Below are 17,183 nucleotides of genomic sequence, written 5' to 3' on the forward strand. Positions count from 1 at the left end.
ACACTTGCTCGCAGCGAATGAACATTCAGACGAGGTTACGCATGACTAAGGCGGCTTGTGTTAAACGCAGCGGCTTATGGAGCATTCCCGCCAGAACCATGACGCTGGCGTGTCTGTTGGTGTTTATGGCGCAAATGGCGACGACCGTGTACTTGCCTTCGCTGCCGACGGTGATGCGGGAGCTGGCGATGAGCCGGCGCGCCACCGAGTTGTCCATTTCAATCTTCGTCATCGGCGCCGCCTTGCCGGTGCTGTTCTGGGGCGCGGCCGCCGATCGCTTTGGCCGCCGCGCGCCCCTGACGCTGTCTTTATTTCTTTTCATTGGCTGCAGCGGGCTGTTGGCGCTGTGCAGCAACGGCGCCCAATTGCTGACGCTGCGTGCGCTGCAGGGCGTGGGTGCCGGCGGTGCGGCGATCATCGCGCGCATCATCGTGCGGGATAACTGGAGCGGGGACGAACTGGCGCGGCGTCTGTCGGTGCTCTCCATCGCCTTTATCACCGCGCTGGGCGGCGGTCAGTTTATCGGTGGCCTGCTGAGCCAATATGCGCACTGGCAGATGGGCTTCGTCCTGATGGGCGCCACCGGTTTGATCATTCTGGTGCTGATGGCGACGCTGCCGCTGGAGGCGGGACGGGCAGGGGGCGTGCGCCCGGCGATGGCGGCAACCTACTTTGCCATCCTGCGGCGGCCTGGGTTCTTTTGGCCGGCCTGCGTCGGCGGGCTGGGGTTTGCCACCACGGTGACACTGCAGGAAGTGAGTCCGTTCGTCATGCAGCAGGAGTTTGGTCTCAACGTCACGGCGTTCGGCGCCCTGGGGCTGGTGATCGGCGTCGCCTACTTCAGCGGGGCGCTGACGGTGAACCGTACGGTGGCGCATCTCGGCGGGAAAAAACTGATGCAGGCCGGCAGCGGCATCGTGGCGCTGGCGACGGCGGCGATCCTGCTGCTGTGGTGGAGCGGCGTTCTGGCCGGCCTTTCCGGCATGGCGCTGTTCATCGCGCTGTATTGCCTGACCATTTTTGGCCAGGCGGTGCTGTTTCCCAACAGCATGGCGATGGCCGTCAGCGATGCCAAAGAGTACGGCGCTTATGCGATGGCGCTGTGTGGCTTTCTGCAGCAGTGTCTGGCGGGCGTCGCCGCGGCCGGCGCGGTGTTGTTGGAACACCATGGCCTGTGGGCGCTGGCGATAGCGCTGCTCGGTTTGGGCGGCTGGTTAATGGTTAAGCTGCGGATGTAACGGCATTTGCAGGGAATTGCGAGCTGCTCCGCATGCCCAACGCGATGAGGTTGGTGCGTCGGAGCGCTGTGTTAAGATGGCTTCTTTCGTGCTAAGGCATAAGGGTACTGTGATGGAAACGCTGGCTTCTTTGTATAACGACCACCTGGCAGAACTGCAAAAACGCGCGCGTGAAGTGCTGGAGCGCAACAAGTTGGATGCGCTGCTGATTCACTCCGGGGAACTGCAAAAGGTATTTTTGGACGACCATAGCTACCCGTTCAAAGTGAACGCGCATTTCAAAGCCTGGGTGCCGGTGACGTCGGTGCCGAACTGCTGGTTGTGGATAGATGGCGTCAACAAGCCGAAGCTGTGGTTCTACTCCCCGGTTGACTACTGGCACAGCGTAGAGCCGCTGCCGAACAGTTTCTGGACCAAGTCCCTCGAATTGATGCCGCTGGCCAACGCCGATGCGATCGCGCAGCAGCTGCCGCCGCAGCGTGAGCGCGTCGGCTATATCGGTTATGCCCAACAGCGCGCCCGCGATCTCGGCATCCCTTCGGAAAACATCAACCCGAAAGCGGTGCTGAACTACCTGGATTTCCACCGTTCGATTAAAACCGGCTATGAGCTGGCCTGCATGCGCGAAGCGCAGAAGACGGCGGTAACCGGCCATCGTGCCGCGCATGAGGCCTTCCTCTCCGGCATGAGCGAGTTCGACATCAATCTGGCCTACCTGACGGCTACCGGCCATCGCGATACCGATGTGCCTTACGACAACATCGTGGCGTTGAACGAGCACGCTTCGGTGCTGCACTACACCAAGCTGGATCATCAGCCGCCGGCCGAGTCCCTGAGTTTTCTGATCGACGCCGGGGCGGAATATAACGGCTACGCCGCCGATCTGACGCGTACCTATGCGGCGCAAAGCGGCAGCGAGTTCGCTCATCTGGTGAAAGATCTCAATAGTGAACAGCTGGCGCTGATCGACACCATTAAAACCGGCGTGCGTTACACCGACTATCATGTGCAGATGCATCAGCGCATCGCCAAGCTGCTCAAGAATCACAAACTGGTGAATGGCCTCAGCGAAGAGGCGATGGTCGAAACGGGTATCACCACGCCGTTCCTGCCGCACGGGTTGGGCCATCCGTTGGGCCTGCAGGTGCACGACGCCGCCGGTTTTATGCAGGATGAGCAAGGCACCCATCTGGCGGCGCCGTCCAAGTACCCGTTCCTGCGTTGCACCCGCGTGTTGCAGCCGGGCATGGTGTTGACCATCGAACCGGGTCTTTACTTCATCGAGTCTCTGTTGGCGCCGTGGCGCAGCGGCGAGTTCAAGCAGCACTTCGCCTGGGATCGCATCGATGCGCTGAAACCGTATGGCGGTATTCGCATCGAAGACAACATCGTGATCCATGAAAAGCGCATCGAGAACATGACGCGCGATCTGAACCTGGCTTGATGCGGCCGTACCCGATACCGGCGGAAGCAACCTGCTTTACCGAAGAGATAAAGAAGAGCCGTTTCATCACCCTGCTGGCGCCGACCGGCGGGGTGGAGGCGGCAAAGGCGTTTATTCAGCAGGTGCGGGATGAGCACCCGGCGGCGCGGCACCACTGTTGGGCTTTCGTCGCCGGTAGCCCCGATGATTCGCAGCAGCTGGGGTTCTCCGACGATGGAGAACCGTCGGGCACCGCCGGCAAACCTATCCTCGCGCAGCTGATGGGCAGCGGTATCGGTGAAGTGACCGCCGTAGTCGTTCGGTACTACGGCGGTGTCAAGCTGGGCACCGGCGGGCTGGTGAAAGCTTATGGCAACGGTGTTCAACAGGCATTGAAGCAGCTGGCGCTGGCGCAAAAGGTGCCCGAAGCCGAATATATCTTGCAGTGCGACTATGCGCAGTTGGCGCTGGTGGAGAACTTGTTGCAGCAAATCGCAGGTCGGATCCTGCAGGGTGAATACGGCGCCGCCGTCGTGCTGCATTTGGCGCTGCCGGCGACTGAGGTCGAGCTGTTTGGGAATAAATTGCGTGATCTCAGTCGCGGTAATTTGCAATTAACCCCCATTTCGCAATAATCCTCCCAATTGAATTGCTAAGGATCGTGCTGAAATGCATTTTCGCGCCATAACCCGTATCGTTGGTCTTCTGGTCATCCTGTTCTCCGGGACGATGTTTATTCCCGGCCTGGTGGCATTGATTTATCGCGATGGGGCGGGGCGAGCGTTCAGCCAAACGTTCTTCGTGGCGTTGACCATCGGGCTGATGCTGTGGTGGCCGAACCGTAAGCAGAAACACGAGCTGAAGCCGCGTGAAGGTTTCTTGATCGTCGTGCTGTTCTGGACCGTGCTGGGCAGCGTGGGGGCATTGCCGTTCCTGTTTTCGGAACGTCCTAATTTGTCGCTGACCGACGCCTTCTTTGAATCCTTCTCGGGATTGACGACTACCGGCGCAACGACGCTGGTGGGGCTGGACTCGTTGCCTAAGGCCATCCTGTTCTATCGCCAAATGCTGCAATGGATGGGCGGGATGGGGATCATCGTGTTGGCGGTGGCGATACTGCCGATACTCGGCGTCGGGGGCATGCAGCTGTATCGGGCGGAAATGCCCGGGCCGCTGAAAGATAACAAGATGCGTCCGCGTATTGCCGAAACCGCCAAAACCCTGTGGCTAATCTATGTGTTGCTGACCGTCGCCTGTGCGCTGGCGCTCTGGGGGGCCGGGATGTCGGTGTTCGACGCCATCGGCCACAGTTTCTCGACCATCGCCATTGGCGGGTTTTCTACCCACGATGCCAGTATCGGTTATTACGCCAGCCCGACCATCAACACCATCATTGCCGTGTTCCTGCTGATTTCCGGCTGTAACTACGGTCTGCACTTCGCTTTGCTAAGCGGCCGCAGTCTGAAGGTCTATGGGCGCGATCCTGAATTCCGCATGTTTATCTTCGTTCAACTGACGCTGGTGGTGGTGTGCACGTTGGTGCTCTGGGGACATGGCGTCTATAAGAGCGGTATGGAAACGCTCAATCAGGCGTTCTTCCAGGTGGTATCGATGGCGACCACGGCCGGTTTTACGACCGACAGCATCGCCAAGTGGCCGCTGTTCCTGCCGATGCTGTTGCTGTGTTCGGCATTCATCGGCGGTTGCGCCGGTTCGACCGGCGGCGGCCTGAAGGTGATCCGTATTCTGCTGTTGTACCTGCAGGGCTCGCGCGAGTTGAAAAGGCTGGTGCACCCCAACGCGGTCTATACCATCAAATTGGGCAATCGCGCACTGCCGGAACGTATTCTGGAAGCAGTGTGGGGATTCTTCTCCGCCTATGCGCTGGTGTTTATCGTCAGCATGCTGGCGATCATTGCGACCGGCGTTGATGATTTCTCCGCGTTTGCCGCAGTGACGGCAACGCTGAATAACCTTGGTCCTGGTCTGGGCGTGGTGGCGGACAACTTCACCACGATGCCGGCGGCGGCCAAGTGGATCCTGGTGGTGACGATGCTGTTCGGGCGCCTGGAAGTGTTTACATTGCTGGTGCTGTTCACGCCAACCTTCTGGCGTGAGTGAGCCTGTTATAAGGAGTACGCCATGAAGGCATTGATACTTTATTCGAGCCGTGACGGGCAAACACGTGCTATCGCTTCTTATATAGCAAGCAAATTGCAGGATACGCTGCGCTGTGAGGTTATCGATCTGTTGCAGGCGGAACAGATCGACCTTAGCCAGTATCAGCAGGTGATGATCGGCGCTTCTATTCGCTACGGGCACTTTAACCCGGCGCTGGATAAATTCGTTAAACGTCATGCCGAACAGTTGAATCGGATGCCGAGTGCATTCTTTGCCGTCAATCTGACCGCGCGCAAACCGGAAAAGCGTTCGCCGCAAACCAACGCCTATACCCGCAAGTTCCTGTTGGCGTCGCCGTGGCAGCCAAAACAGTGCGCGGTGTTTGCCGGGGCATTGCGTTATCCACGTTATCGCTGGTTCGATCGCATCATGATTCAATTTATTATGCGTATGACCGGTGGAGAAACGGATACCAGTAAGGAAGTTGAGTACACAGATTGGCAGCAAGTCGATCGTTTCGCCCAGGAATTTAGCCAGATTCAGTACGAAAAGTGACAAAAATGCGGGTTTGGCCAGCGTTTTGCCGAAAAAATCCGCGCTTGAAAAGTTTTTTGCATTTAGGGGTTGCGGCCTGCCGAGAACTCCCTATAATGCGCCTCCACTGACCGGGAACAACGACTGACAAGCCGCCGGGTCAGCGAGAGGAAAGCGAAATAAACGCTTGACTCTCCGGGTGAAAAGCGTAATATACGCCACCTCGAGTTAGCAAGCGAAAGCGCCTAACTCACTGCTCTTTAACAATTTATCAGACAATCTGTGTGGGCACTCCACAAGACGATATCCAGCATCTTCGGATGCAAAAAAAATATCAAGTCTTGAAGAGTGACTAACTGAAGTAAAATTCATGCAGTAAATCTTTGAGCATCGCTTCTCGAGTGGAAGCAAATCAAGCTTTTAATTGAAGAGTTTGATCATGGCTCAGATTGAACGCTGGCGGCAGGCTTAACACATGCAAGTCGAGCGGTAGCACAGGGGAGCTTGCTCCCTGGGTGACGAGCGGCGGACGGGTGAGTAATGTCTGGGAAACTGCCTGATGGAGGGGGATAACTACTGGAAACGGTAGCTAATACCGCATAACGTCGCAAGACCAAAGAGGGGGACCTTCGGGCCTCTTGCCATCAGATGTGCCCAGATGGGATTAGCTAGTAGGTGGGGTAATGGCTCACCTAGGCGACGATCCCTAGCTGGTCTGAGAGGATGACCAGCCACACTGGAACTGAGACACGGTCCAGACTCCTACGGGAGGCAGCAGTGGGGAATATTGCACAATGGGCGCAAGCCTGATGCAGCCATGCCGCGTGTGTGAAGAAGGCCTTCGGGTTGTAAAGCACTTTCAGCGAGGAGGAAGGTGGTGAACTTAATACGTTCATCAATTGACGTTACTCGCAGAAGAAGCACCGGCTAACTCCGTGCCAGCAGCCGCGGTAATACGGAGGGTGCAAGCGTTAATCGGAATTACTGGGCGTAAAGCGCACGCAGGCGGTTTGTTAAGTCAGATGTGAAATCCCCGGGCTCAACCTGGGAACTGCATTTGAAACTGGCAAGCTAGAGTCTCGTAGAGGGGGGTAGAATTCCAGGTGTAGCGGTGAAATGCGTAGAGATCTGGAGGAATACCGGTGGCGAAGGCGGCCCCCTGGACGAAGACTGACGCTCAGGTGCGAAAGCGTGGGGAGCAAACAGGATTAGATACCCTGGTAGTCCACGCTGTAAACGATGTCGATTTGGAGGTTGTGCCCTTGAGGCGTGGCTTCCGGAGCTAACGCGTTAAATCGACCGCCTGGGGAGTACGGCCGCAAGGTTAAAACTCAAATGAATTGACGGGGGCCCGCACAAGCGGTGGAGCATGTGGTTTAATTCGATGCAACGCGAAGAACCTTACCTACTCTTGACATCCAGAGAACTTAGCAGAGATGCTTTGGTGCCTTCGGGAACTCTGAGACAGGTGCTGCATGGCTGTCGTCAGCTCGTGTTGTGAAATGTTGGGTTAAGTCCCGCAACGAGCGCAACCCTTATCCTTTGTTGCCAGCGGTTCGGCCGGGAACTCAAAGGAGACTGCCAGTGATAAACTGGAGGAAGGTGGGGATGACGTCAAGTCATCATGGCCCTTACGAGTAGGGCTACACACGTGCTACAATGGCGTATACAAAGAGAAGCGACCTCGCGAGAGCAAGCGGACCTCATAAAGTACGTCGTAGTCCGGATTGGAGTCTGCAACTCGACTCCATGAAGTCGGAATCGCTAGTAATCGTAGATCAGAATGCTACGGTGAATACGTTCCCGGGCCTTGTACACACCGCCCGTCACACCATGGGAGTGGGTTGCAAAAGAAGTAGGTAGCTTAACCTTCGGGAGGGCGCTTACCACTTTGTGATTCATGACTGGGGTGAAGTCGTAACAAGGTAACCGTAGGGGAACCTGCGGTTGGATCACCTCCTTACCTAAAGATATTGATTCGAGTGGCGTGCTCACACAGATTGTCTGATGAAAAAGTAACGAGCAAAAGCGTCATAAAAGTACGGTGTCGTGTCCCCTTCGTCTAGAGGCCTAGGACACCGCCCTTTCACGGCGGTAACAGGGGTTCGAATCCCCTAGGGGACGCCAAGCTTCCGACCCACCCGGTGAAAGCGGCGGTCTCAAGTATCTGACGATACACCATATCTTAAAGATGACTTCCGAGTCATGTTTAAGATATTGCTCTTTAACAATCTGGAACAAGCTGAAAATTGAAACATGACGGCTGAAATTTATCCCTCCGTAGATGTACTGGGATGAAGAGTAACCTGTCATAGAGTCTCTCAAATGTTTGCAGCGCGAACGATGGAAACATCTTCGGGTTGTGAGGTTAAGTGACTAAGCGTACACGGTGGATGCCTAGGCAGTCAGAGGCGATGAAGGGCGTGCTAATCTGCGAAAAGCGTCGGTAAGGTGATATGAACCGTTATAACCGGCGATACCCGAATGGGGAAACCCAGTGTGTTTCGACACACTATCATGTCATGAATACATAGTGGCATGAGGCGAACCGGGGGAACTGAAACATCTAAGTACCCCGAGGAAAAGAAATCAACCGAGATTCCCCCAGTAGCGGCGAGCGAACGGGGAGGAGCCCAGAACCTGAATCGGCTTGTGTGTTAGTGGAAGCGTCTGGAAAGTCGCGCAGCAAAGGGTGATAGCCCCGTACACTAAAATGCACAGGTCGTGAGTTCGATGAGTAGGGCGGGACACGTGACATCCTGTCTGAATATGGGGGGACCATCCTCCAAGGCTAAATACTCCTGACTGACCGATAGTGAACCAGTACCGTGAGGGAAAGGCGAAAAGAACCCCGGCGAGGGGAGTGAAATAGAACCTGAAACCGTGTACGTACAAGCAGTGGGAGCACCTTCGTGGTGTGACTGCGTACCTTTTGTATAATGGGTCAGCGACTTATATTTTGTAGCAAGGTTAACCGTATAGGGGAGCCGTAGGGAAACCGAGTCTTAATTGGGCGATTAGTTGCAAGGTATAGACCCGAAACCCGGTGATCTAGCCATGGGCAGGTTGAAGGTTGGGTAACACTAACTGGAGGACCGAACCGACTAATGTTGAAAAATTAGCGGATGACTTGTGGCTGGGGGTGAAAGGCCAATCAAACCGGGAGATAGCTGGTTCTCCCCGAAAGCTATTTAGGTAGCGCCTCGTGAACTCATCTTCGGGGGTAGAGCACTGTTTCGGCTAGGGGGCCATCCCGGCTTACCAAACCGATGCAAACTCCGAATACCGAAGAATGTTATCACGGGAGACACACGGCGGGTGCTAACGTCCGTCGTGAAGAGGGAAACAACCCAGACCGCCAGCTAAGGTCCCAAAGTCATGGTTAAGTGGGAAACGATGTGGGAAGGCATAGACAGCCAGGATGTTGGCTTAGAAGCAGCCATCATTTAAAGAAAGCGTAATAGCTCACTGGTCGAGTCGGCCTGCGCGGAAGATGTAACGGGGCTAAACCATGCACCGAAGCTGCGGCAGCGACGCTTAGGCGTTGTTGGGTAGGGGAGCGTTCTGTAAGCCGTTGAAGGTGGCCTGTGAGGGTTGCTGGAGGTATCAGAAGTGCGAATGCTGACATAAGTAACGATAAAGCGGGTGAAAAGCCCGCTCGCCGGAAGACCAAGGGTTCCTGTCCAACGTTAATCGGGGCAGGGTGAGTCGACCCCTAAGGCGAGGCTGAAAAGCGTAGTCGATGGGAAACAGGTTAATATTCCTGTACTTGGTGTTACTGCGAAGGGGGGACGGAGAAGGCTAGGCTAGCCGGGCGACGGTTGTCCCGGTTTAAGCGTGTAGGGGGTGTGACCTGGTAAATCCGGTTGCATACTAACCCTGAGGCGTGATGACGATGCACTACGGTGCAGAAGTAGTTGATGCCCTGCTTCCAGGAAAATCCTCTAAGCTCCAGGTAACATTAAATCGTACCCCAAACCGACACAGGTGGTCAGGTAGAGAATACCAAGGCGCTTGAGAGAACTCGGGTGAAGGAACTAGGCAAAATGGTGCCGTAACTTCGGGAGAAGGCACGCTGGCATGTAGGTGAAGTCCCTCGCGGATGGAGCTGAAGCCAGTCGAAGATACCAGCTGGCTGCAACTGTTTAATAAAAACACAGCACTGTGCAAACACGAAAGTGGACGTATACGGTGTGACGCCTGCCCGGTGCTGGAAGGTTAATTGATGGGGTCAGCCGCAAGGCGAAGCTCTTGATCGAAGCCCCAGTAAACGGCGGCCGTAACTATAACGGTCCTAAGGTAGCGAAATTCCTTGTCGGGTAAGTTCCGACCTGCACGAATGGCGTAATGATGGCCAGGCTGTCTCCACCCGAGACTCAGTGAAATTGAACTCGCTGTGAAGATGCAGTGTACCCGCGGCAAGACGGAAAGACCCCGTGAACCTTTACTATAGCTTGACACTGAACATTGAGCCTTGATGTGTAGGATAGGTGGGAGGCTTTGAAGCGTGGACGCCAGTCTGCGTGGAGCCATCCTTGAAATACCACCCTTTAATGTTTGATGTTCTAACTCGGCCCCGTGATCCGGGGTGAGGACAGTGTCTGGTGGGTAGTTTGACTGGGGCGGTCTCCTCCCAAAGAGTAACGGAGGAGCACGAAGGTTAGCTAATCACGGTCGGACATCGTGAGGTTAGTGCAAAGGCATAAGCTAGCTTGACTGCGAGAGTGACGGCTCGAGCAGGTACGAAAGTAGGTCTTAGTGATCCGGTGGTTCTGAATGGAAGGGCCATCGCTCAACGGATAAAAGGTACTCCGGGGATAACAGGCTGATACCGCCCAAGAGTTCATATCGACGGCGGTGTTTGGCACCTCGATGTCGGCTCATCACATCCTGGGGCTGAAGTAGGTCCCAAGGGTATGGCTGTTCGCCATTTAAAGTGGTACGCGAGCTGGGTTTAGAACGTCGTGAGACAGTTCGGTCCCTATCTGCCGTGGGCGTTGGAAGATTGAGAGGGGTTGCTCCTAGTACGAGAGGACCGGAGTGAACGCACCACTGGTGTTCGGGTTGTCATGCCAATGGCATTGCCCGGTAGCTAAGTGCGGAAAAGATAAGCGCTGAAAGCATCTAAGCGCGAAACTTGCCTCAAGATGAGTCTTCCCTGGGCCTTTAAGGCCCCTGAAGGAACGTTTAAGACTAAGACGTTGATAGGCTGGGTGTGTAAGTGCAGCGATGCATTGAGCTAACCAGTACTAATGATCCGTGAGGCTTAACCTTACAACACCGAAGGTGTTTTTAGAGAGATTTTCAGCGACGTTCCAAGATTGGTTCTGATGGCTTCACGGAAGTGAGGCGGTTGGAATGAAACAGAATTTGCCTGGCGGCAATAGCGCGGTGGTCCCACCTGACCCCATGCCGAACTCAGAAGTGAAACGCCGTAGCGCCGATGGTAGTGTGGGGTCTCCCCATGCGAGAGTAGGACACTGCCAGGCATCAAACAAAGCCGAAAGCCCTGAACTGACGTTCAGGGCTTTTTGCTGTGCGTAAAATAAATCCCCTGATCGTATCTATTGCTTAGAAAAATACCTATTTCAGCGGACGTTGCTTATTTACATAAGCACGTATAATGCTTTTGAGCAGGAGAATAACCAGCTCAATATATAATTGATAGATTAAGATTATTATTTAAATAATAAAAATGCCTATTTATGAACATGTTGATAAGAATTATCCTGTTATATCAAAGATAAATCCTAATTCTTCAGTGCATTACTCGATAAATTTCACGTTAATTAAAACAAATATTAACCAGACGCTTCGAATCGAGTAGACTAAGCAAAAGATTATTTCCGCATGGGTACTGAACGTTATGTCTACTGAAAGCGCGTCTTTAAAAAACCACAATACTTTTGCGCTCCCGGTCAACGCAGCGCACCTGGTCATCGCCGATAGAATTGAGTTGATGCTCAAAGTCTGGCAACAAACGCGCAAGCGTCAGGAGCCGCTGCTGATTCTCGGTGAAGGTAGCAACGTACTGTTCCTGGAAGACTTTTCGGGTACGGTCATGGTTAACCAACTGAAGGGCATCGATGTTCGAGAAGATAACGATGCCTGGTATCTCCATGTCAGCGCCGGTGAGAATTGGCACGATCTGGTGCAATATACGCTGCAGGCCGGGATCTGCGGGTTGGAGAACCTGGCGTTGATTCCTGGACTGGCCGGCTCCGCGCCTATCCAGAATATCGGTGCCTATGGCGTCGAATTGAAAGATGTCTGTGAGTATGTCGACCTGCTGGACTTCTCTACGGGTGCCATCGATCGCATTCCGGCAGCCGATTGTGGTTTCGGCTATCGGGAAAGCATTTTCAAACATCGCTTCCAAACTGGGCATGCCATTGTCGGGCTGGGTCTGCGTCTGAGCAAGCAGTGGCAACCCAAGTTGAGCTATGGCGATCTGGCCAAGCTGGATCCCGCCACGGTGACGCCACTTCAGGTATTCGAGTCCGTATGTGCCATGCGCCGCAGCAAGCTGCCGGACCCGCGCGAAACCGGTAATGCCGGCAGTTTCTTCAAGAATCCGCTGGTGAACGCGGGGAAAGCCGCAGAACTCATCACACAATATCCCGGCATGCCGCATTATCCGCAGCAGGATGGTCAGGTGAAGCTGGCCGCTGGCTGGCTGATCGATCAGTGCGAACTGAAGGGGTATCGCATCGGTGGCGCAGCCGTACACCGCCAGCAGGCGCTGGTGCTGGTGAATATCGATAATGCGCATAGTCAGGATGTGGTGGCTCTGGCGCGCCATGTCCGTAAGACTGTGGCCGATAAATTTGGCGTATGGCTGGAACCTGAGGTGCGTTTCATTGGCGCAACTGGCGAATTGAACGCTGTGGTGGTGCTGTCATGAGAGATACCAAGGTCCCGTTAAAACTGATCGCGCTATTGGCCGACGGTGAATTCCATTCCGGGGAACAGCTCGGTGAGTCATTGGGCATGAGCCGTGCCGCGATCAATAAGCATATTCAAACCGTTCGCGAGTGGGGGCTGGATGTCTTTACTGTACCGGGGAAAGGATACAGCTTGCCTGCTCCCATGCAGCTATTGGAGGCGGAACGCATTCTTAGAGGGCTGGACGACAAGCGAGTTACCGTGCTGCCGGTCGTAGACTCTACCAATCAATATTTGCTGGATCGTATCGAAACGCTGCAATCTGGCGACGCCTGCATCGCTGAGTACCAACTGGCCGGCCGCGGTCGTCGTGGGCGTCAGTGGATTTCGCCGTTTGGCGCCAATTTATACCTGTCGATGTTTTGGCGATTGGAACAGGGGCCGGCTGCGGCGATGGGGCTGAGCCTGGTGATCGGCATGGTGATGGCGGAGGTCTTGCAGCGTCTTGGCGCTAAAGATGTGCGAGTCAAATGGCCCAACGATCTTTACCTGAACGATCGTAAATTGGCAGGGATCTTGGTCGAGTTGACGGGGAAAACCGGCGACGCGGCTCAGTTGGTCATCGGCGCCGGCATTAATTTGGCGATGCGGGATACCAATGCGAGTGGGATCAACCAAGGTTGGATCAACCTGCAAGAAGCCGGTATTAACATCGATCGTAATGAGCTGACCGCCACTCTGCTTAATGAATTGCGGCAGTCCTTAAAACAATTCGAGATAGATGGGCTGGCGCCATTCATTGGCCGTTGGCGCACGCTGGATAATTTTATCGACAGACCGGTCAAACTGCTGATTGGCGAGCGACAGATTGTGGGTATCGCCCGGGGTATCGACGCGCAAGGTGCACTCCTGCTGGAACAAGAAGGGGAAATCAAACCCTTTATCGGCGGAGAGATATCGCTGCGCAGTGCGGAATAGTGAGAAAAGACAAGGGGACGGCAGCGTCCCCTTGATCGTTCGGTAGGCTTATTTTCTTAAACGCACGCTTTCAACGGCATGGTTGGCGCTTTTGGTCATAATCAGGCTCGCGCGTTCGCGGGTAGGCAGTATGTTCTGCTGCAAATTCAATCCATTGATTTCATTCCATAATTGCGTGGCAATATTAATCGCCTCCGGTTCCGGCAATTTTGAATAATTATGGAAATAAGAGTCAGGATTGGAAAATGCGCCCTGACGGAATTTCAGGAAACGGTTGATATACCAGCTTTGCAATAGCGTCTCCGGCGCATCGACATATATAGAGAAGTCGACGAAGTCGGAAACGAATACGCGATGCGGATCGTGAGGATAATCCATACCGCTTTGCAATACGTTAAGCCCTTCCAGGATAAGAATGTCCGGCTGTTCGATGACTTTATTACCTTCGGGCACAACGTCATAGATCAAATGGGAATAAACCGGGGCGATGACACGTTTGGCGCCGGATTTCACTTCCGACACGAACTTCACCAGGCTATGCATATCGTAAGACTGCGGGAAGCCTTTTTTCTTCATCAAACCGCGTTCGTTCAGCACCTTGTTTGGATGCAAGAAGCCGTCGGTCGTGATCAGCTCAACGCTGCGGTGTTCCGGCCAGCGGCTCAGCAGCGCCTGCAACAGACGTGCGGTCGTGCTCTTGCCGACGGCTACGCTGCCGGCGATGCCGATGACATAGGGAATCTTTTGCCCGTCGGTGCCGAGGAATTGTTCCAGTACCGCCTGCCGGCGCAGGTTGGAACTGATATAGAAGTTCAACAGTCGTGACAGCGGCAGATAAATCTGCGCAACTTCTTCCAACGAGAGATCTTCGTTAATCCCTTTCAGTTTAACGATCTCTTCTTCCGACAACGTCAGCGGCACCGAATCTCGCAACGCAGCCCACTGGGTACGATCGAACTGTAGGTAAGGCGTTGCTAAAGATTGATCTCTTTTTATCATAAGCCAAATTCTGCCTGTTAACGCAGGTTGGGAAAGGCGCCGGACGCCAACTCCAGAGAATAAACAAGCTGCATATTATAGACAGCTTCGTTTTTGGCGTAGACTTTTTTCGCAAAAGTTGTCGATAGGCAGCAGTTTATGTCAATTGTGCGAAGCGGCGCGCAGTTGATAAAGCGGGGTTGCAAGGCGGTATCATGGCGTCAGGATACCGCCTGAAGGTTAGCTGGCGATAGCGCGTGAAGACGGGGTCACGGTGAATAGACGTTTGTAATAAATGACGGTTGAGTGGTAATAGCCATCGGGTCCGGCCGCATAGTCAGGCATTTCACCCAGGCAGCGATAGCCCAGACTGCGATAAAGTGCTTCTGCCGCCGAACCGGCCTGAGTATCCAGATACAGTAGCCCGCGCTGCTGTTGCAGTGCCGCTTGCTCCAACGTCTTCATTAGCGCCAGGCCTACGCCGTTACGACGAGCGCGGCTATGAACCAGCAGTTTCACTACCTCCGCACGATTACGGCCATTCGGTTTCTGGCAGAGCTCGAGTTGAACGGTGCCAACGACGCCGCGTTCGTCGCGGGCAATCCACAATAGCAGCTCACCCTTGGCCAAGGCCGGACGCAGGCTGTGGAAGTAACTCTCGGCGTCTTCATGCGGGATTAAGGTGTCGTAGCCCACTGAAGCGCCGTGGGTGACCGCATCGGTCAACAGGCGAGCCAATTCATCGCGATAAATCGGGAGCGTAGCGGCGTTGATAGGCACTATTTTCATCGGTCATTCCTCCAGATATGGGGGTAATGAAGATAAGCAATAACTGCGCCAGAGCGACGAAAGGCATAGCCACGGCGAAAGGGCGAGGAATAAGTGTAGTTCACGCCACGAACCAGGGCAGCCATCCTCTTTTTGGTGCATCGATCCCGCTCACGGTTTACCGTCGTGGGTTACGTGTTTTGAGAAGCCCGACACGGAGAAAGGGGCGTTCAAAGCTTGCAAAAAGTGGATAAAATTGTAGAGAATGATTGCCGCAAGTGATGAATGTTTGCACGCCACAGGCTGCGAATTGCATGACAGCATGCAAAATTGACTGATTTATGAGCGAAAGTGCGCGTAAAGCAATTTTTTTGTTGCATAGGTCGCCCGCTCTACCTAGAATGCGCTGCACTTGATGCCGGCTTAGCTCAGTAGGTAGAGCAACTGACTTGTAATCAGTAGGTCACCAGTTCGATTCCGGTAGCCGGCACCATTCAAGTCACAAGTAGTTAAAATCTGGTGGGGTTCCCGAGCGGCCAAAGGGAGCAGACTGTAAATCTGCCGTCACAGACTTCGAAGGTTCGAATCCTTCCCCCACCACCAAATCTTGCCTTCGGCGATTAACTGAGATGCGATAAACACCGCAACGGTTGATGGCGGGAGGAGAGGGCGAAAGCCTTCGGCAAGGTTCGAGTTGTGCAGCGCGAGGCGCAGCCGGCCCGAAGGATACGAGCCGAGTGATGAACAATCCTGCTCTATCCCCAAAATTCTACAGAAAAATCAGGTAGCCGAGTTCCAGGATGCGGGCATCGTATAATGGCTATTACCTCAGCCTTCCAAGCTGATGATGTGGGTTCGATTCCCACTGCCCGCTCCAAGATGTGCTGATATAGCTCAGTTGGTAGAGCGCACCCTTGGTAAGGGTGAGGTCGGCAGTTCGAATCTGCCTATCAGCACCACTTCTTAATTTCTCGCCCCCTGATTTTCTTTCTGTTCTGGATTCAACGAGCAAATGCTTGGTTGATGTGGTGATACCACCGATTTATCCGTGTCTTAGAGGGACAATCGATGTCTAAAGAAAAGTTTGAACGTACAAAACCGCACGTTAACGTCGGTACTATCGGCCACGTTGACCACGGTAAAACTACCCTGACTGCAGCGATCACTACCGTTCTGGCTAAAACCTACGGCGGTTCTGCACGTGCTTTCGACCAGATCGATAACGCACCAGAAGAAAAAGCTCGTGGTATCACCATCAACACCTCTCACGTTGAGTATGACACCCCGACTCGCCACTACGCGCACGTTGACTGCCCAGGGCACGCCGACTACGTGAAAAACATGATCACCGGTGCTGCTCAGATGGACGGCGCGATCCTGGTAGTTGCTGCGACTGACGGCCCAATGCCTCAGACCCGTGAGCACATCCTGCTGGGTCGTCAGGTTGGCGTTCCTTTCATCATCGTATTCATGAACAAATGCGACATGGTTGATGATGAAGAGCTGCTGGAACTGGTAGAAATGGAAGTTCGCGAACTGCTGTCCGCGTACGACTTCCCAGGCGACGACCTGCCAGTGATCCGCGGTTCCGCGCTGAAAGCGCTGGAAGGCGAAGCTGAGTGGGAAGCGAAAATCATCGAACTGGCCGAAGCGCTGGACAGCTACATCCCAGAGCCAGAGCGTGCTATCGACAAGCCGTTCCTGCTGCCAATCGAAGACGTATTCTCCATCTCCGGTCGTGGTACCGTTGTTACCGGTCGTGTTGAGCGCGGTATCATCAAAGTTGGCGAAGAAGTTGAAATCGTTGGTATCAAAGACACCGTTAAGTCTACCTGTACTGGCGTTGAAATGTTCCGCAAACTGCTGGACGAAGGCCGTGCTGGTGAGAACGTAGGTGTTCTGCTGCGTGGTATCAAACGTGAAGAAATCGAACGTGGTCAGGTACTGGCTAAACCAGGCTCCATCAAGCCGCACACCCAGTTCGAATCTGAAGTGTACATCCTGAGCAAAGATGAAGGTGGTCGTCACACGCCATTCTTCAAAGGCTACCGTCCACAGTTCTACTTCCGTACTACTGACGTGACCGGTACCATCGAACTGCCAGAAGGCGTAGAGATGGTAATGCCAGGCGACAACGTGAACATGGTTGTAACCCTGATTCACCCAATCGCGATGGACGACGGTCTGCGTTTCGCAATCCGTGAAGGCGGCCGTACTGTAGGCGCAGGTGTTGTTGCTAAAGTTATCGCTTAATCGCT

At 54.3% G+C, this 17,183-nt stretch carries 10 protein-coding genes, 5 tRNA genes, 3 rRNA genes and 1 other RNA gene; 17 read left to right on the forward strand and 2 right to left on the reverse strand.

The features are described from left to right. The first annotated feature begins 41 nt into the window (after positions 1 to 41). The 11 genes from ACP3TA_RS06900 to birA all read left to right on the forward strand — a co-directional run bounded on the left by ACP3TA_RS06900 (position 42) and on the right by birA (position 13,179). Positions 42 to 1,238 carry an MFS transporter gene (locus ACP3TA_RS06900; RefSeq protein WP_033644958.1) on the forward strand — a complete coding sequence of 399 codons (1,197 nt, stop codon included), beginning with the start codon at positions 42 to 44 and terminating at the stop codon, positions 1,236 to 1,238. A gap of 112 nt (positions 1,239 to 1,350) precedes the next feature. Beyond that, positions 1,351 to 2,682: a Xaa-Pro dipeptidase gene (gene pepQ / locus ACP3TA_RS06905; RefSeq protein ID WP_033644957.1), complete on the forward strand. Its 1,332-nt coding sequence runs from the start codon at positions 1,351 to 1,353 to the stop codon at positions 2,680 to 2,682. After that, positions 2,682 to 3,296, forward strand: coding sequence for an IMPACT family protein (locus ACP3TA_RS06910; RefSeq protein WP_033644956.1), 615 nt, complete (start codon positions 2,682 to 2,684; stop codon positions 3,294 to 3,296). The genes pepQ and ACP3TA_RS06910 overlap by 1 nt, the downstream gene beginning before the upstream one ends. Before the next feature lie 34 nt (positions 3,297 to 3,330). Next, positions 3,331 to 4,782 (forward strand): Trk system potassium transporter TrkH, encoded by a 1,452-nt coding sequence (trkH, locus tag ACP3TA_RS06915; protein ID WP_004934492.1) that lies wholly within the window; start codon positions 3,331 to 3,333, stop codon positions 4,780 to 4,782. A 21-nt stretch (positions 4,783 to 4,803) separates the two neighbouring features. Further along, a complete protein-coding gene (hemG, locus tag ACP3TA_RS06920; protein WP_033644954.1) occupies positions 4,804 to 5,337 on the forward strand; it encodes a menaquinone-dependent protoporphyrinogen IX dehydrogenase in 534 nt (177 codons plus the stop codon). A gap of 400 nt (positions 5,338 to 5,737) precedes the next feature. After that, positions 5,738 to 7,279: ribosomal RNA gene (locus ACP3TA_RS06925) — 16S ribosomal RNA — on the forward strand. Between the two features lie 88 nt (positions 7,280 to 7,367). Further along, a tRNA-Glu gene (locus tag ACP3TA_RS06930) sits at positions 7,368 to 7,443 on the forward strand. Positions 7,444 to 7,682: 239 nt separating this feature from the next. Next, positions 7,683 to 10,590 (forward strand): 23S ribosomal RNA (locus ACP3TA_RS06935). Positions 10,591 to 10,689: 99 nt separating this feature from the next. Then, a 5S ribosomal RNA gene (gene rrf, locus ACP3TA_RS06940) occupies positions 10,690 to 10,805 on the forward strand. Together the 16S, 23S and 5S rRNA genes with 1 tRNA gene alongside form the textbook arrangement of a ribosomal RNA operon. Before the next feature lie 377 nt (positions 10,806 to 11,182). Then, complete coding sequence (gene murB, locus ACP3TA_RS06945; protein WP_033644353.1) at positions 11,183 to 12,220, forward strand: UDP-N-acetylmuramate dehydrogenase; 1,038 nt, start codon at positions 11,183 to 11,185, stop codon at positions 12,218 to 12,220. Next, on the forward strand, positions 12,217 to 13,179 hold the full coding sequence (birA, locus tag ACP3TA_RS06950; RefSeq protein ID WP_033644354.1) for a bifunctional biotin--[acetyl-CoA-carboxylase] ligase/biotin operon repressor BirA: 963 nt from the start codon (positions 12,217 to 12,219) through the stop codon (positions 13,177 to 13,179). Before murB ends, birA begins: the two co-directional genes overlap by 4 nt. 48 nt (positions 13,180 to 13,227) lie before the next feature. Here the strand turns inward: birA and coaA are convergent, their stop codons facing one another. Further along, entirely contained in the window at positions 13,228 to 14,178 is a 951-nt protein-coding gene (coaA, locus tag ACP3TA_RS06955) for a type I pantothenate kinase (protein WP_033644355.1), read from the reverse strand. Between the two features lie 219 nt (positions 14,179 to 14,397). After that, the gene (locus ACP3TA_RS06960; RefSeq protein WP_033644356.1) at positions 14,398 to 14,946 is read right to left on the reverse strand and encodes a GNAT family N-acetyltransferase; all 549 of its coding nucleotides are present in this window, start codon (positions 14,944 to 14,946) and stop codon (positions 14,398 to 14,400) included. A 396-nt stretch (positions 14,947 to 15,342) separates the two neighbouring features. On the opposite strand from ACP3TA_RS06960, the gene ACP3TA_RS06965 reads away from it, so the two are divergent. From ACP3TA_RS06965 to tuf, 6 genes are all read left to right on the forward strand, one after another. Beyond that, positions 15,343 to 15,418 (forward strand) — tRNA-Thr (locus tag ACP3TA_RS06965). A 25-nt stretch (positions 15,419 to 15,443) separates the two neighbouring features. After that, positions 15,444 to 15,528, forward strand: a tRNA-Tyr gene (locus ACP3TA_RS06970). A gap of 46 nt (positions 15,529 to 15,574) precedes the next feature. Next, a non-coding RNA gene (locus ACP3TA_RS06975) (RtT sRNA) lies at positions 15,575 to 15,690 on the forward strand. 37 nt (positions 15,691 to 15,727) lie between these two features. After that, positions 15,728 to 15,802 (forward strand) — tRNA-Gly (locus tag ACP3TA_RS06980). A gap of 6 nt (positions 15,803 to 15,808) precedes the next feature. Then, positions 15,809 to 15,884 (forward strand) — tRNA-Thr (locus tag ACP3TA_RS06985). A 109-nt stretch (positions 15,885 to 15,993) separates the two neighbouring features. After that, positions 15,994 to 17,178: an elongation factor Tu gene (gene tuf / locus ACP3TA_RS06990; RefSeq protein WP_015376315.1), complete on the forward strand. Its 1,185-nt coding sequence runs from the start codon at positions 15,994 to 15,996 to the stop codon at positions 17,176 to 17,178. Positions 17,179 to 17,183: the final 5 nt, after the last annotated feature.

Origin of the sequence: Serratia sp. 2C06 (genome assembly GCF_050037615.1) — a bacterium.
GTDB classification, from domain to species: Bacteria; Pseudomonadota; Gammaproteobacteria; order Enterobacterales; family Enterobacteriaceae; genus Serratia; species Serratia ureilytica.